Here is a 25,874-nt window from a genome sequence, read left to right as displayed (position 1 = left end):
CTAATCCTCCAGTAACATCTTGAGGTCTGCATAATAACCACGCCAGTGCAAAAATTCTTTAAAGATAGGCCATTTGCCTCCAGCAACGAGCAAGCCAATTTCCATGCTCATCGTTTTTGTGATTTGTTCAGCGTATTCTGCTCGCATAGCGGTGAGTTCGCTGATAGCCGCCAATAATTCAATATTCGTGGTAGCAGCTTCAGCTAGCCGCAGATTAACAGCTTGTTCAAAAACAGAGAGTTGATGAACTATCGAATAGATCTGAAAAAGCAAGAAAGGAGTTCCCAGGGCGACTGATACAATTCTCAAGACAGCAGCAACTGGTAGATCAACCGGTGCCAATGCGAGTGCTATCGAGAGGCCAGCTCCAACTTTTGCCAGCGCTTCAAAGAAGCGTTTGAAGGTCTCTTGAGACTTTCGCGCCTCTTCTATTTGTCTCATAAGGATGAGAAGGTAGTGGTGACAAACGACGTGGGCAAGCGTCCCATATTCGACACCGTTAGTTTTAATCAAGTGATTTAGGGTTTCCTCACTCAAAAGAGCGAAGTAAGCCGGATTATCTACAGCCTGAGCAATGGCTTTTTCTGCGCAAAGGGCTTCAATGTGATAACCAAAAGAGAACAGAATCTCTAACTTTCGTGCGGCATCTGGTGCACTCCCTTGAATACCCGGAAAATCCATTTCAATCCGGCTCGTTTGTGGGTCAATGGCTTTCGCTAACTGATCTAATTTGCCATAGAAAGGCCAAAGCGCCTCGCCAATAGCACTCTCCATATCTGGTTGTTCGAAGCCTTGCTTCAAGAGTGGCAATGCCAGCAATGCCAATACCGCCTTTTTACTTATCTGTTCAAGCAACATTGCTAAAACATCATTTGTTTGTTGGATGAGCTTTTGGGCATCTTCGAGATCAAGTACAACACTATATGGAGGACCTCCTGTTGCCTCTTCCCCAATCTCCTCAATATCGCTAGTGAGGCGTGCTACTTTTCTGTTTTGCTCATCCACGTATGCTCTTGCGTTTACCGCTTCACTGAACAAGGGGAAAAGATCATCGGATAGCTGTCGATTACCCATCGAGTAGACAGTCTTTTTCTCCGGCAAAGGTGTGTCCAGTGAAGCACTGGGTATCAATCGTCCCGTTTTTATTTCTTTACTCGAAAAGACGAATTCTGTTTCCCAGGCAGTGGCAACTGTGATGGCCGTCAGATTGAGCCGAGAAACGATAATTTGAGCCGCCTTTTTCTCAATTTCGATTAATGCCTGGCGGATAAGCAGAATGAGTCGGTTTCTGGTAAACAAATAAAAAGGTAAAATAACCCACCATGGTTCAAGAGAGCGGGTTCGAGGATTCTTCTCAGCATCTTCAAGCGCCTGCTCTAGCCTGAGAATGCCATCCCAGCCATGGAGCCCATAGATCTCCATTAAACGAGCGTCCAGTTCTTCGTCAAACACGATGGTTTCGGTTCCACCGGGGAGATCAACCTTGAAGGTTGGACGCTTGTCGGCCCACTGGGAATAGCCAAACCGTATTTCCTTATAGCCTTTCTCTAAATCCCGCTTATATTGACTAACTCGTTCAAGATAGGCAACTGCAAGCAACTCCGCTAAAGTATTGCCCGTGCTAGTAACGAGCTCGGCTGGTATCGTCTCATCATCGTCCTTATCAAAGAAGCGGTTAGGCTCAGGAACAACTTCAAAAGAAATAACTTTTATCATCTGTTCCTCTCTAAGCTGTGTGATCTGGAAATGTTGGCAACGTCGTACTGCTATTCTCCAGATAAATGAGCGAGGTGGGCAGAACAAATGTCCACGGCTCCCCTTCTGGAATCGCGTTGTAGAGATCATCCTGACGCTTGCGCACTTCTTCGTACAAAGGAATAAAAAGTGGATCACCAATGACCGGCGTTGGTCCGCCTTCCCAGGGTTCGCGCGTAGCAAGGAAGTGCTGAACTGCACACTCGTATGCAGGCGTCACAGCAATAAGTACCTTCACGGAACCGGCCTGGAGAAATGCAGCCATGTTCGGGTCGGTATCATCGACATGATTCATTATCTCGATCCATTTTGGTCGACGTGCCCAGAAGTACGGATAGAAAATATATGCGAGCTGCTGCCACTCGAATGCCTGCTCTAAAAACTGAATGTAACGGCCCTTCTCTCTCGCCTTATCTTGGATAATGGCAGGGTAAGTAATTGCTTCATTTGCTTCACTAATAGAAAAAGTCGTTTTGGGAGGATCCAGTTCCAGTTCTTCTTTTATTTGGAATTGATGGAAGGTGAAGTGATCGTCAATAGGCTGCAACGCATCTATCTTCTCAATCAGAGCGTCGGAGGGGCCAGCGAACTCCTTGGTAAGCATGGTGAGACAATGCTTCTTCAATTCTGTGCGGATAATCTCGCTATTGAACGCCTCTGACTGCCCTTGCAAAAGTTCGTTGACAGATGTGGCCTTCAACTCATCTCGACGATTGCGGTATGTAGCCATCTCTGTGTTATATGCGAGTTGCTTCTCCTGGTTAATTTTGTCCACCCTTTGTTGCTCGATGGTGCGTATCTTGTTGAAAACCTGCGTTTGCCAATTATGATAGGCTTGTTGCCCAAGCACCAGTTCAGCATAAAAGCTTAGGTTGTAGAGACCGATATCCCAAAAACCAATCGTCAGCGCAACATCGTCACTATCAAACAGGATAGTGTTGCCCGGCGAAAATTCCATTCCTGGATTCCACTGCCACCACTCCGCAGCCTCATTTTGTTCACGAACAGCCTGATTGCCAGCGATATAGACTTCGAGAGTATTAAGTTCCTTTGGATCGGTTTCGTTTCTGCCTTGGTACTGCATGTAACCAGTAATAGTCAACTTAGAGAGTACGTAGCTCTTAGCATTGAGCCGACAAGTATACGTTTTGGCATACCATAGGCCATTGCCATCAATACCTCGTTCCTGAAAAAAATCTTCGCCTGTGACAGGATTGATAAACGCGACCGACCTAGTGCGCTCTGGGAATGAAAACTCTGCCAGGTCATACTTCTGCTGGAGTTCTTGAAACTTTGTCTCGTTGATTTCGTCCGGTTTGAAATCGAGTGAAAAGGTTTCAGGAACTGGCTTCTCTGGTGGTTGTGGGACATCTAAGGTCGCCTCAAATGCACAAAGCCGCGATTCGATGAAGAAGGCCGCAGGTTCGGGTATCAGGAACTCGAACATCATTCGCTTGCCATAGTTGAAAAGTTGTGCCTTGTACTTTTTATCAAGCCAACGGTAGATACCACTGACATGTCCTTTTCCTTCTACATTATTGAAGCCATGTTTGTCTGTTTCCTCGGTCTCAAATATCTTAGTCACAGAACGTTGTTCTGTGGTCCTTGTCTGCACACGCTCCATCGCCTTGGCAAGTATTTCCCTTGAAAATGTGTTTGATAGCTTGGTCTGATCAGTAGCGTCCTGTTTATAACTAAAATTTGCACCAACATTAGCTATAACAGCGCCAGAATTATAATTGTATGTGACGTTGGCATTCGCACCTACACTTAACTCAGTCTTCACAATGTTTTCGACTTCCCGTTTGAGTTCGAAACGATCAGTTGTCTGCGTATCTTTTTGGGATTCCTGTGTGGAGTCGCTTGAAAAGGAGAATGTCTCCTCAGTTTTTTCCAAATGACGATATGTTCGATCTTTGATCTCCCCTTTCAAGACATTTTCAACATGGGCAATCTCGCCAGCCTGATAGGCAATCAACCATTGCTTGACCACTTTTAGATCACCAATGCCAATCGGCTTTAAATCATTGAAGGGATGCTTATACCAGTGCAATCTCGCAAAAATCGGATGGATAATTGGCGTAGCGGTGAGACACGCATGAAAATCAGTTTCTGTTTGGATGAGCGGCAATCCTGAAAGCGTATCTGAACCATTCCAGTCGGTTATCTCAGGATAGAGTGACTCCAAGAGTGCCTTCTGCAATCGGTCTAGTGATCCTGCTTTCACTTTCCCAATCAAGCTGTCTACAGCAAGGGTCTCAAGTACGTGAAGCACGCGCAATCCATCCATCATATATTCGAGATTCACGGAGACAACTCGACGCAGGATGTAGAGGAGATAGAGTGTATCGAAGAGGAGACGCTTGGTCGTGCGAAAATCTTCTGTATAAACACCCCTTTGGAAGACAACATCCTGCAGAGGGCGCTTGTCGAAGACGTTTTCCAGTTCCTTCACTAACTTAGGCAGGTTGAAGCTTCCTCCCACTCTTTCCATGATGATCAATGCGCGTAGCAATTGGGGGGACAATTTCAATCCCTCGATCTGTTCCAACTGCTCCGGTAACAGAAGATAGACGTTTCCATAGGAAATATATGCCCGACGCTCTAATTCAAAGATCGAGAGTGGTCTTGCTTCTGCATGTTCTCCTCCAACAGGCGATAGCCCGGAACAAAGGGGTTGATACGGTGTCAGCAATTGGAAGATATCAGCTAATAGATAGTCAAGGTCTGTCTCAAAACCTTCGGCACGACGCTTACAAAATACATGCTCATATACTAATTTGCCAATGGCCGAAGGGCTTTCTGCCGACTGAAGGTCAGCATCGAGGCGGCAGGGCTTCTCGTCACGAAGGCTTACAACATCGTCTCGGATGTAATTTTGGCGGGATACTTTCCCTGGAAGGGAATATGGTGCCCGCAGTTCCATAAAGCGGAAAATATTGGTCATTTCAGATGTATCAGCCATGATTAGAACTCCTCTGAATTCATTCTGGTCCAATCAGATGGGTGCAAGAGACCTCTTCCCTTTTGAAATTGTGTAGCTCTAATGCTCACTAAGCACCTTTCAAGATGCTAAACATATTTATCTCAGGTATAAAATATCATATAGATTCAATAAAATCAAATATTTAATCAACCAATCTATATTTAATGATGGCTATGAATAATCGTACGATTGCTTGTCGGAGAATGCCTCAGCCTGTTGAAAAATCCCTTGTTGAGTTAAAAAGAAGAGAGAGGCTTGATGGTCCAAAGCTTGTTTCCAAGTGATGAAATACGAGTAGTAAATGAAATAAGAAAGAGAAAAATATAAAAATAATGAAAGTAATAGAGTAGAATAGGGTAAAAAGCGACAATACTGCTGCTTGCCAGAGAAAACGGCTTGGTCTTTGCCTCGCTGAATGCCTTGACAACCTCCCAAGTGGCGAGGGATGCCATAGCGATGCTAGCTCTCTGTCTTCTCATCACAGGAGTTCTTGAGAACGCTTCGGTTCCTCCACCCGCTGGAGGTATCAGGGCCACCGCCTCGGTCGGAAATGGACGCCGCCCCCACCCGCGCTTTTTCAAGAGGCGTTTGAGATTTTGTCCCGCTGCTCGCAGGAGTGCCTCGCTGTTGACACGCCAGAGCCGAGGTAAACGGAAGCGTCTCATGCCATGCCAATCTTTTCCTTCCGCAAACAGCGGCTCGACCCAGACCTGCCGCTTGCGCAGCGCCTTTTTGTAGCTTTCCAGATCTTGATAGGAACGGACTCGCTCCAGAATCGTCTCCTCCACACTACGGCAGAGGCTGCGTCCCTGAAGGTTGGTAGTACATTGGGCTTTGAGCGGGCAGCAGTTGCACTCCTTGGCACGGGCTCGATAGCGCAGCGCCCGCTCGGTTGAATGGGCCCGATCAAAACGCAGTTCTTTGCCGGTTGGACAGATGTAGACATCCCGCTCCGGTTCATAGCGGAAGCGATCCGAACTGAAGAAAGCGGTGCGGTGGTCATGATCAGGCAGAGGAATAAAGGCGCGGATATGTTGAGCTTCAAGGGCGACAAGGTTGTCCTCCGTACCGTATTTGCGATCCCCAGTCGCCTGTCGAGGCCACAGTTTCCAACGAAAACGGGTTCGCCAAAGGAGATCAAGCATGGGTTGATTATCCATGACTTCCGATGGAGCCACCAAGACCTGGAGAATGATACGGGATTTTCCACCGTCCACGACATAATGGGTTCAGTAGCCCACGTCACTGCCCGTCTTGGTTTCCATGCGTGTCGCATCTGGATCGGTGGTGCTGACCCACAGGTCAGCGAGGCGATGGTAGCCACGCGTCGTCATCTTCCGATTTTGCGCTCCCAGTTGCTCGATCCAATCATGACGCTCTTGATTGCTTTGAGCGAGGATTTCATGTTCTTGTTGAGTGAGCGAAGCGGGAAGGAGTTGGGGGACGTGTCTCTCCTCCAAATCTACAATCTTTTACATCTTCGTGGGAAGCCGATTGAGCCTGTTCACGGATAAGGAAAGGAGCTGAAATACATATGGAAACGTATGTGTTTCGCCGCGTGCAGGCAGCGCCACTTTCAATAGCGCATCGCTTGCAAGCGGCATGGTATCAAGCGGTGCGAGCAGTAAAGGACACCTGTTTGTGCCGGGAGTTTTGGCGTCTTTTGTTGGTTGCGTTGATTCAGACAGTGATCACTCACTTATTTCATTGGTAAGGAGGGATCGATGACCACAGGGGAGCAGCAGCGAGAGGATCTCGTTGTTGCCTCCCCTTTTTGGCTACGCAGCAATTGTTGCATAGAACCGGGTCACGATTGCTTTCTCCTTTCCACTCTTCCGCGCTGCGCTTGCGCTTTGCCTGCGATTTTGCCTACTTCGATCCAGTATTGGAACCGATGCATAGGCACGAGATACCTTATCGCAGGAAGCAAGACCAATGGGGCAGAAGCAAGAACGAGGTAGGAAGCGTTTTGCGTGAAGATGAAGCCAAGCAGTCCTGTGCAGACAGAAGCACCGTATCCTCCGGCAAGAATGATGGCAAAGAACCATCTGAGACGCCAAGCCATTTTCAGAGCATACATCCTACGATCAGGCAATGCTTCCCCTGGTGGGGAACTGAGGATATGATGGGTGTTTTTGAGCATGATACTCCCTTATCATCGCTAGTTGAAGCGAAAACAAGGGGGGGCTTCTTTTCTGGCAAGCTGTATTCCCCAAGTGAAGATGCGGTGAGCTTTTCCCGCGCCGAACTTTTTTGCCATGCCTGATCCTGGGAACCGACAATCTTCACACTACTTCATGGGTCGTTATTTTGTCTCTCCACTCCACGTTGCCTGAAAGAGAGTCGCTCAGACTTCTCACCCCAATTGTATCCTATTCTCCTGCTCTGTGCAAGAAAACAGTTCGGGGCAGCAATCGCTGCACGCGGCAGTGTCACGATTGCTGCCCCGTCACCTGTGGAGATCGAGAACGTTGGCCGCCTTATGCTGTGCCGGTGGGAGGAGACACAGGTGGAGGTAAGGATGTTCATGTATTCAGCTCTGCTTATCCTGCTTGTTGGGATGCGCTCTGATCTCTGCAATCAGGACAGGCACGATACGCGATCTGGTGCTGCTGGCAGTAGTTGATGAGAGCGCGGTGTTGTGCTGGCGTGAGCCACCATTCCCGCTTGTTGCGCTTCGCCTCGCCTTCGCGCTGATAGATCGTGATCGCGATCTCCCCTGCCTCAATGCTTTTTTGATCTCCCACAAGGTGATGCCAGGCTGATGAATCCTGACAAACTTCACCAGCGTTATTGTCTCGTCCGATAAGCCTCGTTTTTCGAGGGCCGTCAGTTGCCTTTGTGTCGCAATCTTTCTGGTGCGCTGGGGAGCAGCATCGGCGAGCGCATCGGCTACCAACTACTTCAGCAGGACAGCCGCTTGCTCTGTTGAGAGATCGCCTCCCATTGATGCGTTGATGGCGGCCAGCACATGCTATTGTGTTTGTGCCTATTCCTACAGTTGTAGATGAACGAGAGAGAAAGCCATTCAAGGAGAAGTTCTTTCTTCTCAAATGGAGCGATGATGCTGACCATCACCATTTGCCTCTGGACAAAAAATGAACTGCACCCCGTGCGAAGAGAACACTTGACATTTTAGTGAACAATGTTCTATACTCCTTACAGGAAAGGAGATGATCACGGTGGGTATCAAGCAGCGGCGTGAGCGTGAACGTGAAGCAACCCAACAGGCCATTTTGCAGGCTGCGCTGGAGATTGCAACTGAGGAGGGCTGGCAGGCTGTGACTATTCGTCGGGTTGCTGAGCGCATTGAATATAGCCCGTCTGCTCTCTACAAGTACTTTGAGGATAAAGAGGACATTCTGCGCACACTCCTGCTCCAGGGATTTCAACACATGGTAGCTGCTTTAGAGCACATTGCGGCCCAAGAGCATCGCCCATCGGATCGCTTGCAGCAGATGGCCGCCGCTTATTGGGACTTTGCCTGGCACCAGCCCACTGTGTATCAACTGATGTTTGATCTGAAGGGGAAAATTCACGAGGTTGAGGAGGCCAAAGCCGCCTTTCTGGTGGTACGAGCAGCTATCGAGGAGTGGGGCCTGGTAAGTGGCGTGAAGATGAGTGACCTGGACCAGGCTGTTGAGATGATGTGGGCGACGATGCATGGTTTTGTCGCGCTCACCCTGGCTCAGTATATTTCCGGCGGCCCAACGCGAGCAAAGGAAACGCTGACACAAGCGGTCAACGATCTGTTGCTTGGCTGGAAAACACGCCTGGATGCCACGCTCCCCAGCAATGGTCACTAAATTTTTTACCATTAAGTGAACTTAGTTCTCTTTAGAGACAAAGTTCGCACAAAAGAAAGAGAGGAGAGCATGAGGTCTCAACGTCTTTCATCACCCTTCCATCCCGGGCCAACTGTTCCGCACTGGGTCAATCGTCTCGTCGCCGGATTGCTCCGCTCACCCTTCCACGCGCTGTTGAGTCGCACAACCATGTTGTTGACTTTTACCAGGCGAAAAAGTGGGCGTCGTTACACGATCCCGGTGCGCTATCTGCGTACAAATGAGACGGTGCTTACCCTCACTGATAGCCCCTGGTGGCGCAACCTACGCGGAGGGGTGTCAGTTGACCTGTCTATCGCAGGGCAGAACATGCGAGGACGTGCCGAGGTGAATACTGACCCAGATGATGTCGAACAAGGGATCAGAGCCATGCTCCGTCAGGCGCCCTCCGATGCTCACTTCTACCAGGTCCGCCTTGATAGGCATAGTCAGCCAGACAGAGCAAGCTTGAAGCAAGCTGCACAGCTTCATGTGCTGATTACGATCCAGACGGAACATCCTGCCTGACGGCATAGTGCGACTCGCCTTCAAAATGGATGGCATTTGTCGTCTCGTGTTTTTATTTTTTCAGGAGAGAGGAGTTATGCTTCGACCTAGTACGATGATCTTGCAAGTATTACTTGCCCTAACGTTTACCGTTATTCCACTCAGCCGGATATCCGGAGCACCGACGCTTCAGCAGGTGCTCGCGCTTGCTGTGCCTTCGTGGCTTATCTGGCTCGCGAATGTGATCGAATTGAGTGGCGCAGTATTGCTGCTGTTTGGTCTCCGCGTGGATCTGCTGGCAGTCATCGGGGCACTGTTGATAGCTGCATCCATGATGGGAGCAACGCTGGCCCATGTACGAGCCGGGAATCTTTTTGCTGAGGTGCCCTGGACCCTCGTCTTCCTCGGCCTCAGCTTGAGTATTGTCCTGCTCAGATGGTCAGCGATCCAGATCATTTTGAGGAGATAGGAAAGAAAGGTGTCTCCCTTTGGGAAGAAGTGCCAGGACAAGAAGGAGTCAGAGAATGAGCGAAACAACGGAACTGTACCTGACATCGCCGGCATTCAAGGCCAATCCCTTTCCGGCTTTTGCTCTGTTACGCGCCGACGACCCGGTGCATCAGATCAATCTATCTGATGGGCAACGAGTCTGGTTGATTACGCGCTACCAGGATGCCGATATTGTGCTGCGCGATGAGCGTTTTGTCAAAGAAAGGCTGAAACATGGACTACTGTCATGGGAACAGCCGCACCTCCCTGGTCCAGTAGGCAAACTCATGAACCAGATACTACTCAATATTGATCCGCCCGATCATACCCGCTTGCGCCAGCTTCTCACCCTTTCGTTCACACCTCGCCTGGTGGAGCAGTGGCGAGGGCGCATTCAAGAAATTACGGACGAACTGATTGATGCTATAGAGGGACAAGGAGTCATGGACCTGATCGATCAGTTTGCTTTTCCGCTCCCGATCAGGGTCATTTCGGAAATGCTCGGTGTGCCTGCCAAGGACAGCGCACAGTTTCGCACGTGGTCGAATGTGATCGCCGAAGCGATCGGCGACCCTCTCGCTTTGCAGCAAGCTGGCGACCAATTCCAGGCGTTTCATACGTACCTCCTGGCACTGATCGAGGAAAAGCGTCAGAAGCCCGAAGATTCCCTGTTAAGCAGGCTGATTCAGGCCGAAACCGAGGGTGACCGGCTCTCGCTCGGAGAACTGGTGTCGATGGTCTTCTTGTTACTCATTGCCGGGCATGAGACGACGGTCAATTTGATCGGCAATGGCATGCTTGCACTCTTAGAGCACCCCGATCAGATGACATTGCTCAAGCAGAATCCCGCGCTGATCAAAACAGCGATAGAGGAGTTCCTCCGCTATCGTGGCTCGCTGATGCTCTCGACGCCGCGTTGGGCCAGCGCCGATGTCCTGTTAGGCGGTAAACTGATCCGTCGTGGCGACCAGGTGCTGGTTGCCTTGGTCGCAGCGAACCGTGACGGTGAGACATTTACCGAACCAGATACCCTGGATATCACCCGGCAAGAAAATCGGCATCTCGCCTTTGGCAAGGGGATTCACTATTGCCTGGGGGCACCATTAGCCCGCCTGGAAGGACAGATTGCGCTTGGCACGCTGTTGCGTCGTCTCCCACATCTCCGATTGGAGAGCGACCGAGAAGCCCTGGTCTGGCGTCCAGGTTCGATGATCCTGGGATTGCGCCATTTGCCAGTCGTGTTCTAAACGTTTTTCTAGGTTTGTGTCCTTTGAGCATGATCCGCTGAATCTCGAAGGGCACAAGCTGTTGCGGTGAATCATGAACGAACATCAGGCGAGAGAAGGAGGAACAGACCTATGACGACAACACGAGTCGTGCTGATTACGGGAGCCGCGACGGGGATTGGTCAGGCTACTGCGGATTTACTCAGCGCACAGGGCTACCGCGTCTTTGGGACAAGTCGCACGCCAGATCGGTATGGAGAAAGAGCCTTCCCTTTGTTGGAGATGGACGTTCACTCGGACGAGTCGGTCGCGCATGCCGTCCAGTACGTCCTGGCCCAAGCGGGGCGCATCGACGTGTTGCTGAACAACGCCGGGACGGGCCTGGCTGGCGCGAGTGAAGAGACTCGACTTTCTGAAGCCCGGACGGTCTTTGAAACCAACTTTTTTGGGGTGATGCGTGTGACGAATGCAGTACTCCCAATTATGCGAAAGCTTCGTTCGGGCAAAATCATTACGATGAGCTCAGCAGGTGGTTTCGCAGGCATGCCTTTCCGCGCGTTGTATGTCGCCAGCAAATTCGCTCTTGAGGGGTATACGGAGTCACTGCGCTATGAGGTGAAACCATTTGGGATCAGCGTTTCGCTTGTCGAACCCGGTCCCGTCAGTACACCGGCAGCAGAGGTAGTCCCACATGTGAGTCACGAAATTGCAGCCTATGCAGCGAGCCGGAGCCGATTCACAGACAGATTCAACGCCTCAATGCGTCAGGGAATGTCCCCACTTCGTGTGGCCAGAGTGATCAGACGGATCATCGAACAGGATGCGCCGCACTTGCGCTACACCGTAGGTGCCCAAGCGACCATGCTAGCGCTTCTGCGCAGGAGCATGCCACAAGGAGGCTTCGAGATGCTCATGCGACGCCTTTTTGATCTGGAAAACAAAGCAAAGCGCTTGGAGAAAGTGGATGAACACAAACCATCATCCAGAGAACTTGAAAACAATTGACGGTCATTTGGTAAACACGGAGAACCATTCATGCCTCTTCCATATCCCGACGCCGGTTTCTCTTCATCTCCTAGTGAGATATGGACCTCGGCCTTCAACGAACTGAGTCAACGGATCAGCTTCTGTTTTACACGACCAGAGCCGTATCAGCGAGCCCTTGCCTATGTGCTGGGGTTGATGAGTAAAGCTTCACGAAAAAACGGGTGGCAAGTAGCGGAAGAGGTAGGAGAAGCCACCCCGTATGCGATGCAGCACCTACTCGACCGAGCCAGGTGGGATTGTGATGGGGTACGAGACAAACTGCGGACATATGTCAAGGAAACACTTGCAGATCCAAAGGGGGTATTGGTGATCGATGAAACCGGCTTTCTCAAAAAGGGACGCAAATCGGTGGGGGTTCAGCGACAGTACAGCGGTACGGCCGGGCGCATTGAAAACTGTCAGATAGGCGTCTTTCTCTCTTATGCGAGTTTACATGGACACACGTTGCAGGACCCTCGAATTGTATTTGCCCAAAAGCTGGACCGACGACCTGGAACGCTGCCGAGAAGCTCATGTACCTCCAGAAGTAACCTTTGCGACAAAACCCGAGCTAGCCCAGCGCATGCTAGAGCGAACCTTGGACTCAGGTCTTCCTGTCGCATGGGTCACAGGAGATACTGTGTACGGAAGCGCACAATCGCTTCGAGCTGCTCTGGAGACGCGCAAACAGGCATATGCGTTGGCAGTATCCTGCAAAGAACATGTGGAGGTGCAAGGAATCCGCAAGCGAGTGGATCAGGTAGCGCGTAATTTAGCGAGGGAGGATTGGCAAGAACTGAGTGCAGGTGTGGGGAGTAAAGGGCCTCGTCTCTTCGCATGGGCACGAGTCGAACTGACAGCGTCAGAGATCAGCGGGTGGCAGCACTGGCTGGTGGTGCGACGAAGCCTGGACGAGGGGGCCAAACCTGCGGAGACGGCCTATGTGCTGGTTTTTGCTCCCACTGATACATCTTTAGAGGAGATGGTAGAGGCTTTCGGCGCGCGTTGGACAGTGGAGCAGTGTTTTGAGGAAGCCAAAGGAGAAGTGGGCCTGGATGAGTACGAGGTCCGTTCCTGGCACGGATGGTATCGGCGCGTAACTCTTTCAATGCTTGCTTTAGCTTTTTTAACGGCCTTGCGAGCCAACGGAGAAGAAGACGCACACAAAAAAAGTTTGAGCAAACGCCCCAGTCACCGGAGCCAGAAGCAACCGACCCTGTTCAATCCCACATGTCTTCTGATCTCCCGATCATGGTTCCCCTCAGCATTGCCGAAATCCGGCGGTTGTTCTTTCGTCTTGTCGGCAAATCGCATCACTCTTCCGCCTACTACCTAGCTTGGTCATTCTGGCGACGCGCGCATCAAGCTCTCGCGCGACTTTGCCATTACAAACGCCGAAGCATTCTTGCCAGTTATCTACAACTGTAGGACTATCCTGCCGTCTGCTCTAACTGCTCACGGAGCGAACGGACTTCACGTTCTAACTGCTCTACACGTCGGACAAGCGGGTGAGGTGGTGTCTCGCGTTCGCGCATCACCTGCTCTAACACATTCAGATCGATCTTGACACGGTTGAAGCGATCCCGTACAACGGGTAGGATCTCCTAGCGGGGCGTTGGGCCTTCATCACACTTGCTCCTCCTTTCCTTTACCCAGGATCGTGCGCAAGTAGTCGAGGATCGGCCCTTGATCCATCTTGCCTGCCGCAAGACCAACGTAGCCATCAGGACGGACCAGGATCAATGCATCACCGCTGACACCATAAAAGCGGTGGACGTCTCCATCCACATCGATTAAGACGTGCTCGCAAGCTCCGGTTGTGACTCCTGGGTGAATGACCGTGTACATTGCTATGAAAGCATTGCAGACGTCGGACAGCCGTGGGAGAGACCTGTCACCGAAGGTGAGCAATGTCCAGTGCGGACCCCGAAAGAGATCGAACAACCGCACCTTCTTGGAACTTGCAGCAGGGATACATGGTGCATCGGGGGCACGGTCGCCAGCGCGAATGCCGATCGTCTCATCGAGGTCGCAGGCAAGCGGACCACCTCGATAGGTAATGCTCAATTGGGTCGCATCGGCGATAGCGTCTTTACTCGTGAGTAAATCGCTGATTGACTGGATGAGGGCTTTGCCATCGCCGCTCGCCGCCTCTTGATGGAGCCACATCTTGTGGCGAGCGGTCGTGGTCGCCAGCACGGCCCCAGCGATGGGAAGGCGTTCGGCTTGATATGTCTCCAACAGAGAGTCCGGTGCCCCCTTCACGACGTGGGCCAGTTTCCAGCCGAGATTGTAGGCATCCTGGATGCCGGTATTCATGCCTTGCCCGCCAGCAGGAGAGTGCACATGGGCCGCATCACCAGCTAGAAAGACTCGCCCGTGGCGATACTGCTTGACCATGCGGATATTCGGTCGCCAGATGGAGGCCCAGCGCAGATCGCTCAAATGGACTCCGGGCAACCCGGCCCGTTCGTCGAAGATGTGTTGGAAGGTGGAGAGCGAGGTGTCGTGCTGCTCGGGCGAGATAGCCGCCTGAAAGACCCAGATTCCATCGTGGGGCATCGGGGACAGAAACAACCCTTGCACTGGATCTGCCCAGACGTGCATATACGCTGGGTCCAGCCCATTGACGAGGAGGCCAGCGTTGAGGTGGTGTTCGTTCGGGAGCGTCTCACCCAGGAAGGGGAAGTCACACAGGTAGCGAACGGTGCTGTGTCCTCCATCACATCCCACCAGGTAACGCGCCTGGATCGTCTGTTTTTTGCCACCATGGATGACCAGAGCAGTGATATGGTCTGCGTTTTGGGTCAAATGCACCAGTTCGCAGTCAAGCTCTACGTGTACACCCTGCCCCACCAGGTGCTCACGCAGCACCGTTTCGGTTTGTGCCTGACTGATGATGAAGGCTCCTCTGTAGGGTGCATCGGGTGTCGGCTGATTGGTCGGATCGATTGCCGGATCTATGTCGCGGACAAGCTGATCACGTTCATAGAAGCGAAAGAGCCGGTTACGACTTCCGCGAGCATGGATCTGCTCAAGGATGCCCAGATCCTCGAAGACTTCCTCTGTGCGCGGCGTCAGACCCTTCGCTCGTATCTCGTTGTGGGATGCCTTCCGTTGGTCGATGATACGGCAAGCGATGCTGTGCCGGGCTAGATTATTCGCCAAGGTCAGACCCACTGGACCTGCACCAACAATTAGAACGTCGGTGAAAGAAGAATCCGTCATAGGAGCAGCATTTCCTTTCTCTGTTCACACATCAGCCGCCACGAGCAGAGGGAAGCAGATACTCGTCGTGCATCCCGCCTGATGATGCGCCCTCCTGATGGGTGTGAGTGAGGGGTGTGTTCTTTTCTGCTTGCTGGCACGCGAACACACAAAAACGGCCAGCACAGCAGAAGCATACTCCACAAGATCCTGGCCTGTCTTGAATAAAATGGCAAGCAGCATCGGACCCGGACAGGTCAGCGAGACAAGAGAGCGGTGGGGGGAGATGCAAGAGGGAGAGGGCCTGGCATGTGCATCCTTGCGAAGTGAGCTGGGGTCTGTCCCATGAAGCGCCCCAGGGATCGGGTCAGATGCGATTGATCGGCATAGCCAGCCTGTCCCACCACATCGAGGATCGAGACGCCTTGTTGTAAAAGCGACATAGCGTAGCGAGCACGCTCAATCTGACGAATGCTCACTTGGGTCAAACCGGCGGCTTGTACAAAGCGATGCCGCACGGTGCGTGACGACCGCTGGTGAGGGTGAGAAGCTCGCACGGCCATCACCACGGGATCAGAGAGGAGCACTTCCTCACGTACTAGCCAGTCAATAAAGGTCTCAGCATTGTCATATTCAGGCACTTGCCACGTGAAGCCTCCAAGCGGGAAGGAGTTCCTGCGATCCTGAGACAGGATGGCCTCCCCATCCAGGAGCGATCTGGCGGGCACAGGTCGCAGAAATGTACCAAGCTCAAACTTGATGACGAGCCACTGGGTTCCTTCACGGTGAATCATAGGGATCGGCCTGGTCATGGGACCCTCGACAGAAACATGCATCGTTCCATGTAGTTTTGCGAAAAGGAGTTTCCAACGTCCATCAGCAGCGCACAGCAGAGAGGTATCGCTCTGGGCGCTTCCCCGCCAAATCGACTCGACATACGGCGAATCTGACCATCTCGCTTGCACAAGAAGGCTCATGTTTCTCCCTCCTCAATAGGATGTGCTCAGAAGTTCAATGGCAGCTACGAGCAAGGAATATACCTTGTTCTGGAGACAAGAAAATCTCTTCCTTAGGAAAAGGATACCAGAGTGTAACAGGTGTATCTTACCACTTTCATCTGTTCAATACGATTCTACGGAGACCCCTTTTTTTCTCCAAAGATATCGAGAAGCAATCTTTCAGCTATTTCCTTTCCTCAGCTAGTAGGCCGTCTCTGTTGGAATGCTCTTTCTGTGGCACCTGTGAAAATGACGTTCAAGGCTTAGATCCTTGTCCACCTGTGCAGTTCACGTGTTCTTTGCCTGAGCCAGAAGGGGAGCGAGTTCGGCGGTGCCTCACCTGGCTTTGAGCCTCTGGGCATCTGGGTCACATAACGAGGCAACGAGTCTTGCTGCTTCGTCTCTCCATGCCTCCTGAAGGCGGCGGGCGTGGTGATCGTGTTGCTCTCCTCTCACAGAGAGCGAGACACCCAGCAGGAAAGATGATACAATCACTCATTGAACAGTGTCAATCTATCTAGGAGTCTCCGACGAGACGGACAGACCACTGTGGAGGAGAGACTATGCAGGGATGTGGAGAGAGAGGGTCACAGAGATCAATGAACGTCTTCCAACCGCAACAGATGATGAGGGCAATGTTTCAATCGCCCCGACGATCTTTCCGCCTGAGTAGTTTCGTGGTCGTCGTGTTCAATAGCCTCTTCTTGTGTTGGTTGCTCCTCAAGCCTGGGCCTCAGACGATCTTTGGGAGAGGAGATAATGTGGGGCAAGCGCTTGGATGGCTTCTGGCAACGATACTCTGCCTGGTTGGGTTCACCTGGCCCTGGCGCAAGACTCTCCCTGCCACAGACTCCGCCTCTGCTCTGGGGACCACGACTAGCTCTGGGCAACGCTGGGTGCCGCTCTTGCTCGGCCTAGGCATCTTCTGCCAATTCATCGGGCGGGTCATCTCCATTTTTTATGATCTGCATCACCGGGAGCCATTCCCCTCCTGGGCAGACGCCATATCTTTGAGTACGTTTCCCTTTTTGCTCCTGGGCATCCTGCTGTTGCCCACCCGTTCGCTTCCAGCCAACACCCATTCACGGGTCACCCTCGATGGCTTCATGATTGTAACCACCTTCGCTACCGTGAGTTGGTATGTTGTCCTGGGTCCAGATATTCTGCACGGGCAGGCAAGCGTCTTCGCCAAGATTGTGGGCAGCGCCTCTCCCCTCTTTGACCTGGTGTTGATCTGCTGTGTGTTTCGCCTGCTCTTTCGGGCTGATACTGCTGTCCCACGTCTTGCTGTTCTCCTGCTCTCTCTTGGCCTGCTCATCATTGTCATGGCTGATAGCAGGTACTTTGCCCAGATCTTGCATCTCAGTTCTCTTCATGGCTGGCAGGATGAGGAATGGCCGCTGGGGTATATGTTCATTGGTCTGGCCGCTCAAGTCGTCAATGGATGGCTCTCTCAACAGCAGCCTTCTTCTCCGCGTGCCGGTCAGGGAGAAGGTGCCACCGATGCTGATTGGCAGGTCTCCTCTTACTGGAGCATGCTGCTGCCGTATGGACTCCTTGCCGCCGTCCTCCCACTGACCATCTTTGCGTGGCAGACCGGCACCAACCCTACCCTCGTTCACGGGGTGTACCTGGGGGCAGCCGTGCTGATCGGACTGCTTCTCTTGAGACAGTACTTCCTCATTCGCGAGGCGCTCTTCTACAACACCGCCTTGCGTCGCACGCAACACGCCTTGCACCAAAACAATGAGGTTCTCAGCCAGGTGAATAAGCGACTGGAGGAGCAGTCAGCACAGATTGCGGAGGCGTACGAGCAACAACGTTCCCTCAATGAACTCAAAGACCAGTTTCTCCTCAATGTCAATCATGAATTACGCACGCCCTTGACAGAAATGCAGGGATACCTTGAACTGTTGAATGAACACGCAGGAACGATTGACACCCAGATGCAAGCCACCTTTCTCTCCCATGCCCTTCATGGCTGTGAAGAACTCCACCACCTCATTGATACCGTGCTCGATGCGCTTCGTGGGAATCTTGGGCACGCTCCACCACGCACCCAGGTCCTCGCTGTTGCCCCGATGGTCGAGGAGGTGCTTCACCTCTTTGGGCCTCAAACGCGGCACGACTACCAGATGGTGCTCGATGTGGCTGACCACCTCACGGTGATGGCCGACCGAGGCTATCTGCACCGCATCCTCCTCAATCTACTCTCCAATGCATGTAAGTATTCTCCAAAGGGGGCCACGATCAGCATCAGTGCGCAGCCTTCTCACGGACACGCTCTCAGGAACACACTGCCACAGAGTCCCTTTGCATCAGCGTGAAGGATACTGGGCCTGGGATCCCCCCTGCGGAGAGCGTATTGCTCTTCAATCGATTTGTCCGTCTCCATCGCGACCTGGCTGGCTCCATTCGGGGAGCGGGACTGGGCCTCTTCATCTGCAAGCAACTCGTCGAGACGCTGGGGGGACAGATCTGGGTGGAAAGTGCTGGGGTGGCAGGGGAAGGCAGTCGCTTTTGCTTTACCTTGCCAACAGCCCCCCATGTCAGCGCTCAAGAGGGATAGCAGGAGGCTGGGTGTGCCACGGACCTGCCAGGACGTTCCATCGTAGACACACCCGGATTTCCGAGCATTGTTTCTACTGGAGAGGTGAGAGAAGAGGAGGGAGGTATAGGCAGCAAGATCCTGCTATCTCTGAAAAGCGTAGCCTTCACCCGGGCCTGGGAAGGGGCCGCGCTTTTTGTTGCGCTTCCCTTGCTGAGGCAAGCTTTGTACTGGGCTTGACGGATTTTCTTGGAGAATGTAAACTTGAGAGAGAGCATCCACCAGGAGAGTATCATGCCAAAAGAGCAAAGAACGTTCACGAAGGAATTCAAACTGGAAGCGGTTCGCTTAGCGAGGACGAGTGGAAAACCTATGCTCCACATTGCCCGTGATCTTGGGATTGCCGACAGCACCTTGCATCATTGGTGCAAGGAATTTGCCCAGGCTGGGGAAAAAGCCTTTCCAGGCAGCGGAAATCCTCCAGCGCATGAGGAAGAACTGCGTCGTCTCAAGCGAGAGTTGGAAGTCACCCGACAGGAGCGTGATATATTAAAAAAAGCAGTAGCCATCTTTTCGCGCAACCAGAACTGAGTTATCCCTTCATCAAGGACCATGCTCAGCTCTATCCAGTGAGTACTATGTGCCGAGTGCTTGGGGTAAGTGTCAGTGGCTATTATGCCTGGCTGGGGCGAGAGCCAAGCGCACACGAGCGAGAAGATGGCATTCTCTCCACCCACATCCTGCGCATTTTTCATGCGAAGCGAGGAGTGTATGGAAGCCCTCGCATTCAGATGGAGTTGCGCGATCTCGGCCTGCGATGTTCGCGTGAACGGACGGCTCGCCTGATGCGTGAGATGGATCTAGTAGCCAAGCCCAAACGACGTTCGCCTGTGGGGACCAAGCGGCGCAAGGGAGTCACTGCCGCTCCCAACCTGCTCAATCGGAATTTCCAAACTGAGCGCCCCAATAGCAAATGGGTGAGTGACACGACCTACGTCTGGACAGGAGAAGGCTGGTGGTATGTTGCCGTTGTCTTGGATCTCTTTTCGCGTCTCGTTGTTGGATGGGCGATGGGACCACACAATGATGAGGAACTGGTCCGCAACGCCTTCGAGATGGCACTGCTGCGCCGCTCTCCTCCCAGAGAACTGCTTGTCCACTCCGATCAGGGCAGCACCTACACCGCTACTAGGTATCTCACCAGGCTCGCCTCCTTAGGCATTGTGGTCAGTATGTCAGCTGCGGGCGACTGTTATGATAATGCCGTCATGGAGAGCTTTTTTTCGACCCTCAAGGGCGAATGCATTGAGCGTTCTTCCTTCGAAAGCCGATCCCAGGCTAGACAAGACATCTTTGAATACATCGAATGTTTTTATAATCGGGAGCGTCGTCATTCCACGCTCAATTAGGTGAGTCCGACCACGTATGAAGAATTGATGTGTTGATTCTCAAGTTTCCTTCCTCCGAAAAACTCCGAGAAGCCCAGTACGAGCTTGCTGCCTTGTCTGGAAGCGTATTCGATTGGTACACTCTTTCGTGAGAGTAGCGAAGAACGATTCCATTGCAGCGTTATCCCAGCAATTTGCAGTGCGACTCATGCTGACTTCAATGCCTTCCTCACGCAAAGCTGCCTGATACCGCTCGGAAGTAAATTCAGTTCCTCGGGAAGACGGATGAAGCAAATCAGATCCAGGATGCCTGTGCGCTACCGCCAAAAGCCTCGCCAGCTCAGTCAGTTCCGAATCCTCCGATGTCCCCATCGCCCAGCCGACCACCATGCGCGAGAAGAGGTCCAGGATCACGACCAGATACAGCCACCCCTCAGCAGTCTCGACGGCTTTGGTATCCGAGACCCACTTCGTATTGGGTGCATCCGCGTGAAATTCTCGTTGGAGGAGATTAGGAGCAAAACGAGCATGAGGGTCGCTTTTCGTTGTCGGTTTGCGCGACCGTTTGGGCAGCGCTGACAAGCCCAGCTCACGCATCAAACGTGCAACTCGCTTGCGAGCTGTGCTGATCCCTCGTTCTTTGAGCAGCATATGAATGCGTGGACTCCCATAAAGCTTTCTGTGCTCCAGGAACAGTTGTTGAATTTCGGCGGCGAGACGGGCATCTTCTCGACAATGCTGGGAAGGCTCTCGATTTTTCCAGGCATAGTAGCCACTCTCCGACACCTCAAGGGTCTTACAGAGCATCGTGATGGCATAGTGTTGGCTCTGCTCTGCAATGAAAGGAAAGGTCAGAGCTGGCCGCGCGAGAAGATGCCCAGCGCTTTTTTTAAGATATCACGTTCTTGGCGCAATAATTCGTTTTCTCTCTTTAATTGTCTCATTTCTTCTTCTTGAGGTGTTTGATGCCCACTTCCAGGAAATGCTTGCACCCCATGCTCGTCAAACTCCTTACACCAATGATGCAGCGTGCTGGAAGCCTCGCCCAAATCCCTTGCAATTTGGATCATCGGCTTTCCACTGGTTTTTGCGAGTTGGACTGCTTCTCTCTTGAACTCTCGTGTAAATGTCCTTTGTTTCTTTTGCATGGTCTGTTCCCTTTCTGTGGAAGTCCATTCTCTCTAGTTTACCTTCCACACTTTTCTGGGTCAAGACCAATTTATATTAAACGCTATTTGAGCAATTGAGTAACAGAAAAGGAGTGAAAACACTTTGTCTGCTTCTCCTCTATTTCCCTTTGAAATGTGTTCTTAATCTTTTTTTGAAATCAGAGAGCACTTGCCATCTATGAGGAGCAGTTAGGAGCTCCTCATCCCCACACGGCAATGAATCTGAACAATCTGGCGAGGCTCTATAAGAGTCAGGGGTGCTTCTAGGAGGCTGAAGCTTTCGTGCAGTGGGCAGTCATGATTTGCCTAGTGTCTTTAGGAGTAGAGCATCTTCAGACCCACAAGCTTCTCAAGAATTATATAATTCTCCTGGCCGACCTGCACGCCAATGGGGATGTCGAAGCCTTGCTTCACCTGCTTGCTCAAAAACAGCAGGATGGCCCCCAGGAGGAAGAACCTTCGCCATGACACATTGGACGAAGTGACGAATACTCAGCATTGGTGTGGTGTCTGCTGCTGTACCCCTCCCATGATGCCATCAACAGAGGCAATGAGATCGAGCAGACACGGGTGCTATTTGAGGAAACGGGTTTTGCGCTGGCAAAGACAGGCGCTTACGGAGAGAAAGCCAGAAGAAACCAGTGTGAGGGAGCGCATTGAAGCGTTGCGAGCCATCATTTCGGAAACAGAAGGTGTGCCGCCAGCCATCAGAAAAGATCTGAAGCAGGCTCACCACCCTTCGCCAAACGTGTGAGAGGATGCAAACGATAGGAGTGTTCCACCGGGCAGGAGGGAAGAAGATCTCTTCCCTCCCAAATGGCAGGGGTTATGTGAGCAGCGAGAGGAGCTTGTTGACTGCCTCTTGGATCATCTTCGTCATGACCTGAGTGAAGAGGGTACGTACGCTCTGGAGCCGCGAGAGATGCTTGATCCAGGGCAACGAGAAACTCCAGTGGTATCGCTTATTCCGGCGCGTGAAGGTAAACTGCCAGAGCAGTGCCAACAAGGTGAATGAGTACAGATTTCGCTTCTTCTGACGTTCAATCTGATAGGGAAGCAGGCTCAGCAGGAGCCAAAGCCAAAAGATGGGCATCGTTTTCTCTCTTTCGTGGAAAACGACGTGCGCATCATCGTTTCCTGTGTGATTGGTTTTTTGTCTATCGCGATGAGTCAATGATACGCGGGGCCGTGTGCAGTGCCGCTGCACACTCACTGCACATCTTTTGAAGAGGGAAAGGTCATGAGGGAAGAAGCGGAAACTCTCATCTTTGGGGAACTGGTTGCCCGGTGGCGAACACAAGCCGGATGGAGCCAAGACAAGTTGGCGGAACACCTGAGCAAAACCCGACAAGCGGTTAGCAGCCTGGGAAGCGGGAGAGTATCTTCCCAAGATCAAAGGGAATCTGTTGGAGTTGGTTCGCACCCTCCATCTTAATGCAGAAGAAACTACGATACTGTTCACAGCAGCAGGCCTTGATCCATCAGGGGCGATCTGCTTGAATATCTTCTCCAGACACGAGAGTATAAGATGCAAGGTTACATCAAAGGGGGATGGGCAAACATCTGTCGCGAGGGGCTACGAACAGATGTGGCAAAAAAACTTGCAGACGCTTGCCTGAGTGATGATCCGGGCGTGTGGTTTCAAGATATTCAAAGCAATCCGTGCTCAGTAGAAAGTGGGGGAGAACATAATGCTAGAGAACGACCTCGACCGAATGTTGTTTGGGCAGCCAACGAAACCAGTGCTAGACCAGATCCAGTTCGCGCTACGCATCTTGCAATCGATGAACGATAAAGGCTAAAGCATTGCGTTTCTTTTGACACTGGAAGGCATTTTAAAGAAGGAGGATCGGGAAGCATCTGTGCATACGAAGTTGCTATATGTATTTGCACCCGAGACAGAGGAGCCAGAATGAGCCAGAATATATATGTGGATGTTAATGCAAGTTCTCCGCTGACGCGCTCTGATGTTGAGCGGTTGCTCGTAGAAGTTGGAGGATCTCAGAATTTATATCTTGCGGGAAGGGATTTGCAAGAGATTGACCTAGCTGGGATGCACTTAGAATACGCTGATCTCAGTAGAGTTAAATTGCAACAGGCTGATTTGCGGATTGCCGATTTACAGGGAGCTAATTTACAGGGAGCTAATTTACAGGGAGCTAACTTATTAGGTGCTAATCTGCTAGGAGCCAACTTACATCAAGCCTATTTAATGGAGGCACATTTACCACTTGTCAGTTTACAAAGTGCTAACTTACAGGATGCCAACTTACAAGGTACTAACTTACAGGATGCCAATTTGCAAGGTGCAAATTTACGAGGCGCAAATTTGCAAGGTGCTAATTTACAGGATGCAGACTTGCGGTATGCTGATTTGCAAGATGCTAACTTACGTCATGCCAATTTGCAAAATACTAAAGTACAGAATAGTAACTTGGATAGCGTCGAATTATTAATCTCCGATCTTATGTTGATCAAAGATCAAATCTTCAAATTTTATGGTTTTTTGCAAGTAGATAGTGCTGAGCAGATTGTTACCTTGAGAAAAGCACAAATAGGTAAGTTTCAGGCAACTGATGTACAGAAATCCTTGATGAAAAATAGCAGCATCTTTGAAATTCTGCCTATCCGTCTTAACGGGGAGCCTCTCTTCGCCTGGAAAGTTGCAAGAACGATCACCGTCCTCACAGAGCTATCTACCATGTGCTGGCTGATTGCTCATCGTCGCTTTGCTGATCTCTTCACTTACATACAGACGCATGAGATACGCTTCGCTGAAGAGGCACAGGTTGAGATTCTCCGCATCTCGAAAAACTCTCCCATGAATATGGATTGGAAGGTGGATTTGAGCGCCCCCAGCGTTGCCGAAGCACTTCGCACAGCCATCGATGGGGTCACACAAGCAAAGCAACGCCTCAAACAAATGGAATTAGAGACTCGGGAGAAAGCACAACAAGTCAAGCACGTCGAGCAGCAAGTTGCTCATGAGGAGGCAATGAACGCGCTTGAAGAAGAACAGCGTCGCTTGGAACTAGAAAAGCAACGCCTAGCCGTCCTCGAACAGCGTCTCGACATTCAAAAACGAGGAATCGAGGATGCGCTAGCCATTGCCGAAAAGATGGTCGTTCTTTTATATCCGCAAACCCAGGAGGAGATGAAACCACTCCTGGTTCGTACATTGCTAACGCCTATTCTACAACTGAGCGAGATTCCAGGATTAGAACTACTTCCTGCCATTAGTGGAAATCAACCTTCAACAGGGAAGGAAGACCAGAAATGAAACGTATTAACTCCTTAGGGCCTAGCCTTCTCGCCTTGGGAACAGGCATGCTTGCAATGCTTCTAGTATGGTTTGTTGCACAGCAAATCTTTGACCCGGCTGCTACAAAAAATGTGAAACCATCGCCACCGCCACCCATAGTCATACAGTTCCCCCCTTGGTGGGTCATTCTATCTTGGACTGCTGGTGTGATCGTTTTCTTTCTTCTTCTGTTCTTGCTTGCTGGCCCTAGTGTCCTTTTTCTACGGAAATATTATCAAAAATTTTATATCCCAGCATTCTCGGATGAGCTTCCCAGCGAAATAGAAAAAATTGCCCAGGTCAATCCTGCCGATATTCAGCAAGTGGTTGCAACTCAACTAGCGATCAGTTCTAGCTACTATGAAACAGTCCTTCAACAATCCAAACGCAGCTTTACAACTGCCATCATCTTCGCAGGCATAGGGCTTTGCTTCTTCATAGGAGGCGTTAGTTTTATTGTTTATAGAGATCCAGGAGCATTTGCCAATCCGAGTCTTATTGCTGGTGCATTAACAGAACTTCTTTCAGGCATTAACTTTTATCTCTATGGAAGCGCAACGAAGCAATTAGAGACTTTCCACATTCGGTTGGATGGTATTCAAAGGTTTGTGATTGCCAATAGTGTTTGCGAAAACCTAGAAGGGGAGATCAAGCAGACCACTCGTGCAAAGTTAGTGCAGGCAATGTATGCAGGTTCAGTTGAAACGGATCTTGAGAAAAAATCACTACCAGAAAAGGAAGGGAAGTCATAGCTCAACCATTAGAACAGAGGAGCTGTATTGGCAAAGGAGCAGAGTGTGAGGGAGCGCATTGAAGCGTTGCGAGCCATCATTTCGGAAACAGAAGGTGTGCCATCAGCCAGCAGAAAAGATCAGAAGCAGGCTCAACTCCCGGATCGCGAATCCCATTATGCCATGACTGAGCAAGCTTACTGCCCTTCTGCAAACGAGTGAGAGCATACAGGCAGCAGGAGGGAAGAAGGTCTCTTCCCTCCCGAATGCTAGGAAAGTGGTGTCGAAGAAATGGGGCCACGCATCTCAGCGCAGAAGCATAGCCCAGACGACCCTACTTGGACGACCGACGCTCTTGAAGGAACGTGAGGATCGCTAGTCCCAGGGACGCAATCCCCAGCACAACAGAGAACCACTCATACAGACTCATCATCTCTCCTTTTCGTTATAGAGCAGGACGTAAGGCAGTCATGTTGTTAGTAAGTCTATAGCTACCCTGAAGGAACCAACCCAAGCTCCTTTAGGGTCTTTCCGTACAGGTCACGCAACGCTCGTCGTCCTGCATAGCTGGGGAAATGCCGTCCCGCTTCCCAATCACGTAAGGTTCGCTCGTCTACACCTAGCTGCTCAGCAGCCTCCTCTATCGACCAACCGAGCGAGAGCCGCTCTCGTTTTATGCGCACGTACCAGGGTCGTTCCGTCTGATTGTACATCTGGTA

26 protein-coding genes and 1 pseudogene are annotated in these 25,874 nt (G+C 51.3%); 15 read left to right on the top strand and 12 right to left on the bottom strand.

Annotation, left to right across the window (positions count from 1 at the left end):
- The 4 genes from K3T83_RS42925 to K3T83_RS42910 form a co-directional block, all read right to left on the bottom strand.
- Positions 1 to 1,716: a hypothetical protein gene (locus K3T83_RS42925; protein ID WP_220209288.1), complete on the bottom strand. Its 1,716-nt coding sequence runs from the start codon at positions 1,714 to 1,716 to the stop codon at positions 1 to 3.
- Between the two features lie 10 nt (positions 1,717 to 1,726).
- The gene (locus K3T83_RS42920; RefSeq protein WP_220209287.1) at positions 1,727 to 4,720 is read right to left on the bottom strand and encodes a hypothetical protein; all 2,994 of its coding nucleotides are present in this window, start codon (positions 4,718 to 4,720) and stop codon (positions 1,727 to 1,729) included.
- Positions 4,721 to 4,977: 257 nt separating this feature from the next.
- Positions 4,978 to 5,958 (bottom strand): transposase, encoded by a 981-nt coding sequence (locus K3T83_RS42915; protein WP_373324674.1) that lies wholly within the window; start codon positions 5,956 to 5,958, stop codon positions 4,978 to 4,980.
- A 12-nt stretch (positions 5,959 to 5,970) separates the two neighbouring features.
- Positions 5,971 to 6,201, bottom strand: a complete 231-nt coding sequence (locus K3T83_RS42910; RefSeq protein ID WP_220209285.1) for a hypothetical protein — start codon at positions 6,199 to 6,201, stop codon at positions 5,971 to 5,973.
- A gap of 74 nt (positions 6,202 to 6,275) precedes the next feature.
- On the opposite strand from K3T83_RS42910, the gene K3T83_RS42905 reads away from it, so the two are divergent.
- Entirely contained in the window at positions 6,276 to 6,455 is a 180-nt protein-coding gene (locus K3T83_RS42905; protein ID WP_220209284.1) for a hypothetical protein, read from the top strand.
- Positions 6,456 to 6,548: 93 nt separating this feature from the next.
- Here the strand turns inward: K3T83_RS42905 and K3T83_RS42900 are convergent, their stop codons facing one another.
- Complete coding sequence (locus K3T83_RS42900; protein WP_220209283.1) at positions 6,549 to 6,884, bottom strand: hypothetical protein; 336 nt, start codon at positions 6,882 to 6,884, stop codon at positions 6,549 to 6,551.
- Between the two features lie 400 nt (positions 6,885 to 7,284).
- Positions 7,285 to 7,488 carry a hypothetical protein gene (locus K3T83_RS42895; protein ID WP_220209282.1) on the bottom strand — a complete coding sequence of 68 codons (204 nt, stop codon included), beginning with the start codon at positions 7,486 to 7,488 and terminating at the stop codon, positions 7,285 to 7,287.
- Positions 7,489 to 7,923: 435 nt separating this feature from the next.
- On the opposite strand from K3T83_RS42895, the gene K3T83_RS42890 reads away from it, so the two are divergent.
- From K3T83_RS42890 to K3T83_RS42865, 6 genes and pseudogenes are all read left to right on the top strand, one after another.
- A complete protein-coding gene (locus K3T83_RS42890) occupies positions 7,924 to 8,547 on the top strand; it encodes a TetR/AcrR family transcriptional regulator (protein WP_220209281.1) in 624 nt (207 codons plus the stop codon).
- Between the two features lie 69 nt (positions 8,548 to 8,616).
- Positions 8,617 to 9,093, top strand: coding sequence for a PNPOx family protein (locus K3T83_RS42885; protein WP_220209280.1), 477 nt, complete (start codon positions 8,617 to 8,619; stop codon positions 9,091 to 9,093).
- A 76-nt stretch (positions 9,094 to 9,169) separates the two neighbouring features.
- Positions 9,170 to 9,541: a DoxX family protein gene (locus tag K3T83_RS42880; protein ID WP_220209279.1), complete on the top strand. Its 372-nt coding sequence runs from the start codon at positions 9,170 to 9,172 to the stop codon at positions 9,539 to 9,541.
- Positions 9,542 to 9,596: 55 nt separating this feature from the next.
- Entirely contained in the window at positions 9,597 to 10,808 is a 1,212-nt protein-coding gene (locus tag K3T83_RS42875) for a cytochrome P450 family protein (protein ID WP_220209278.1), read from the top strand.
- 111 nt (positions 10,809 to 10,919) lie between these two features.
- On the top strand, positions 10,920 to 11,792 hold the full coding sequence (locus tag K3T83_RS42870) for an SDR family NAD(P)-dependent oxidoreductase (RefSeq protein ID WP_220209277.1): 873 nt from the start codon (positions 10,920 to 10,922) through the stop codon (positions 11,790 to 11,792).
- A 30-nt stretch (positions 11,793 to 11,822) separates the two neighbouring features.
- Positions 11,823 to 13,149 (top strand): annotated as a pseudogene (locus tag K3T83_RS42865) (IS701 family transposase).
- A 290-nt stretch (positions 13,150 to 13,439) separates the two neighbouring features.
- On the opposite strand, the gene K3T83_RS42860 reads toward K3T83_RS42865, so the two are convergent.
- Both K3T83_RS42860 and K3T83_RS42855 read right to left on the bottom strand, forming a co-directional pair.
- On the bottom strand, positions 13,440 to 15,041 hold the full coding sequence (locus tag K3T83_RS42860) for an FAD-dependent monooxygenase (RefSeq protein WP_220209276.1): 1,602 nt from the start codon (positions 15,039 to 15,041) through the stop codon (positions 13,440 to 13,442).
- A gap of 236 nt (positions 15,042 to 15,277) precedes the next feature.
- The gene (locus K3T83_RS42855) at positions 15,278 to 15,997 is read right to left on the bottom strand and encodes a helix-turn-helix domain-containing protein (protein ID WP_220209275.1); all 720 of its coding nucleotides are present in this window, start codon (positions 15,995 to 15,997) and stop codon (positions 15,278 to 15,280) included.
- Between the two features lie 620 nt (positions 15,998 to 16,617).
- On the opposite strand from K3T83_RS42855, the gene K3T83_RS42850 reads away from it, so the two are divergent.
- The 3 genes from K3T83_RS42850 to K3T83_RS42835 all read left to right on the top strand — a co-directional run bounded on the left by K3T83_RS42850 (position 16,618) and on the right by K3T83_RS42835 (position 19,975).
- Positions 16,618 to 18,345: a sensor histidine kinase gene (locus K3T83_RS42850; protein WP_220209274.1), complete on the top strand. Its 1,728-nt coding sequence runs from the start codon at positions 16,618 to 16,620 to the stop codon at positions 18,343 to 18,345.
- Positions 18,342 to 18,587 carry a sensor histidine kinase gene (locus K3T83_RS42845; protein WP_220209273.1) on the top strand — a complete coding sequence of 82 codons (246 nt, stop codon included), beginning with the start codon at positions 18,342 to 18,344 and terminating at the stop codon, positions 18,585 to 18,587. The genes K3T83_RS42850 and K3T83_RS42845 overlap by 4 nt, the downstream gene beginning before the upstream one ends.
- Positions 18,588 to 18,860: 273 nt before the next feature.
- Positions 18,861 to 19,975, top strand: a protein-coding gene (locus K3T83_RS42835; RefSeq protein ID WP_373324673.1) for an IS3 family transposase whose coding sequence is annotated in 2 segments (ribosomal slippage) — positions 18,861 to 19,124 and positions 19,127 to 19,975 — 1,113 coding nt in all. Because the reading frame shifts where the segments join, the coding sequence is not laid out codon by codon here.
- A gap of 39 nt (positions 19,976 to 20,014) precedes the next feature.
- Here the strand turns inward: K3T83_RS42835 and K3T83_RS42830 are convergent.
- Both K3T83_RS42830 and K3T83_RS42825 read right to left on the bottom strand, forming a co-directional pair.
- The gene (locus K3T83_RS42830; RefSeq protein ID WP_236065317.1) at positions 20,015 to 20,794 is read right to left on the bottom strand and encodes an IS3 family transposase; all 780 of its coding nucleotides are present in this window, start codon (positions 20,792 to 20,794) and stop codon (positions 20,015 to 20,017) included.
- Between the two features lie 11 nt (positions 20,795 to 20,805).
- Positions 20,806 to 21,102 (bottom strand): transposase, encoded by a 297-nt coding sequence (locus K3T83_RS42825; protein ID WP_220209271.1) that lies wholly within the window; start codon positions 21,100 to 21,102, stop codon positions 20,806 to 20,808.
- Between the two features lie 318 nt (positions 21,103 to 21,420).
- Between K3T83_RS42825 and K3T83_RS42820 the strand changes: the two genes are divergently transcribed.
- A complete protein-coding gene (locus K3T83_RS42820; RefSeq protein WP_220209270.1) occupies positions 21,421 to 21,591 on the top strand; it encodes a hypothetical protein in 171 nt (56 codons plus the stop codon).
- Between the two features lie 124 nt (positions 21,592 to 21,715).
- Positions 21,716 to 21,877, top strand: a complete 162-nt coding sequence (locus tag K3T83_RS42815; RefSeq protein ID WP_220209269.1) for a hypothetical protein — start codon at positions 21,716 to 21,718, stop codon at positions 21,875 to 21,877.
- A 72-nt stretch (positions 21,878 to 21,949) separates the two neighbouring features.
- Here the strand turns inward: K3T83_RS42815 and K3T83_RS58795 are convergent, their stop codons facing one another.
- Positions 21,950 to 22,657, bottom strand: coding sequence for a cell division protein FtsQ/DivIB (locus tag K3T83_RS58795; RefSeq protein WP_505912369.1), 708 nt, complete (start codon positions 22,655 to 22,657; stop codon positions 21,950 to 21,952).
- A gap of 378 nt (positions 22,658 to 23,035) precedes the next feature.
- Between K3T83_RS58795 and K3T83_RS42805 the strand changes: the two genes are divergently transcribed.
- The 3 genes from K3T83_RS42805 to K3T83_RS42795 are packed head-to-tail and all read left to right on the top strand — an operon-like array spanning position 23,036 to position 25,377.
- Entirely contained in the window at positions 23,036 to 24,403 is a 1,368-nt protein-coding gene (locus K3T83_RS42805) for a pentapeptide repeat-containing protein (RefSeq protein WP_220209267.1), read from the top strand.
- Positions 24,400 to 25,176, top strand: a complete 777-nt coding sequence (locus tag K3T83_RS42800) for a TRADD-N-associated membrane domain-containing protein (protein ID WP_220209266.1) — start codon at positions 24,400 to 24,402, stop codon at positions 25,174 to 25,176. The genes K3T83_RS42805 and K3T83_RS42800 overlap by 4 nt, the downstream gene beginning before the upstream one ends.
- 45 nt (positions 25,177 to 25,221) lie before the next feature.
- Complete coding sequence (locus tag K3T83_RS42795; protein WP_220209265.1) at positions 25,222 to 25,377, top strand: hypothetical protein; 156 nt, start codon at positions 25,222 to 25,224, stop codon at positions 25,375 to 25,377.
- Positions 25,378 to 25,646: 269 nt separating this feature from the next.
- On the opposite strand, the gene K3T83_RS42790 is transcribed toward K3T83_RS42795, so the two are convergent.
- Positions 25,647 to 25,868 (bottom strand): helix-turn-helix domain-containing protein, encoded by a 222-nt coding sequence (locus K3T83_RS42790; protein ID WP_236065197.1) that lies wholly within the window; start codon positions 25,866 to 25,868, stop codon positions 25,647 to 25,649.
- Positions 25,869 to 25,874 lie beyond the last annotated feature (6 nt).

The organism is Reticulibacter mediterranei (genome assembly GCF_016587455.1).
The sequence above is the reverse complement of the archived record's forward strand: the minus strand, read 5'-3'. Positions and strand labels throughout refer to the sequence as shown.

What these genes read in the sequence shown, in the direction of transcription:
- K3T83_RS42825 (WP_220209271.1), bottom strand. Translation starts at nt 21,102, where the DNA reads ATGCAAAAGAAACAAAGGACATTTACACGAGAGTTCAAGAGAGAAGCA.
- K3T83_RS42855 (WP_220209275.1), bottom strand. Translation starts at nt 15,997, where the DNA reads ATGAGCCTTCTTGTGCAAGCGAGATGGTCAGATTCGCCGTATGTCGAG.
- K3T83_RS42885 (WP_220209280.1), top strand. Translation starts at nt 8,617, where the DNA reads ATGAGGTCTCAACGTCTTTCATCACCCTTCCATCCCGGGCCAACTGTT.
- K3T83_RS42875 (WP_220209278.1), top strand. Translation starts at nt 9,597, where the DNA reads ATGAGCGAAACAACGGAACTGTACCTGACATCGCCGGCATTCAAGGCC.
- K3T83_RS42920 (WP_220209287.1), bottom strand. Translation starts at nt 4,720, where the DNA reads ATGGCTGATACATCTGAAATGACCAATATTTTCCGCTTTATGGAACTG.
- K3T83_RS42870 (WP_220209277.1), top strand. Translation starts at nt 10,920, where the DNA reads ATGACGACAACACGAGTCGTGCTGATTACGGGAGCCGCGACGGGGATT.
- K3T83_RS42800 (WP_220209266.1), top strand. Translation starts at nt 24,400, where the DNA reads ATGAAACGTATTAACTCCTTAGGGCCTAGCCTTCTCGCCTTGGGAACA.
- K3T83_RS42900 (WP_220209283.1), bottom strand. Translation starts at nt 6,884, where the DNA reads ATGCTCAAAAACACCCATCATATCCTCAGTTCCCCACCAGGGGAAGCA.
- K3T83_RS42850 (WP_220209274.1), top strand. Translation starts at nt 16,618, where the DNA reads ATGAACGTCTTCCAACCGCAACAGATGATGAGGGCAATGTTTCAATCG.
- K3T83_RS42790 (WP_236065197.1), bottom strand. Translation starts at nt 25,868, where the DNA reads ATGTACAATCAGACGGAACGACCCTGGTACGTGCGCATAAAACGAGAG.
- K3T83_RS42905 (WP_220209284.1), top strand. Translation starts at nt 6,276, where the DNA reads ATGGAAACGTATGTGTTTCGCCGCGTGCAGGCAGCGCCACTTTCAATA.
- K3T83_RS42805 (WP_220209267.1), top strand. Translation starts at nt 23,036, where the DNA reads ATGAGCCAGAATATATATGTGGATGTTAATGCAAGTTCTCCGCTGACG.
- K3T83_RS42925 (WP_220209288.1), bottom strand. Translation starts at nt 1,716, where the DNA reads ATGATAAAAGTTATTTCTTTTGAAGTTGTTCCTGAGCCTAACCGCTTC.
- K3T83_RS42860 (WP_220209276.1), bottom strand. Translation starts at nt 15,041, where the DNA reads ATGACGGATTCTTCTTTCACCGACGTTCTAATTGTTGGTGCAGGTCCA.
- K3T83_RS42880 (WP_220209279.1), top strand. Translation starts at nt 9,170, where the DNA reads ATGCTTCGACCTAGTACGATGATCTTGCAAGTATTACTTGCCCTAACG.
- K3T83_RS42820 (WP_220209270.1), top strand. Translation starts at nt 21,421, where the DNA reads ATGATTTGCCTAGTGTCTTTAGGAGTAGAGCATCTTCAGACCCACAAG.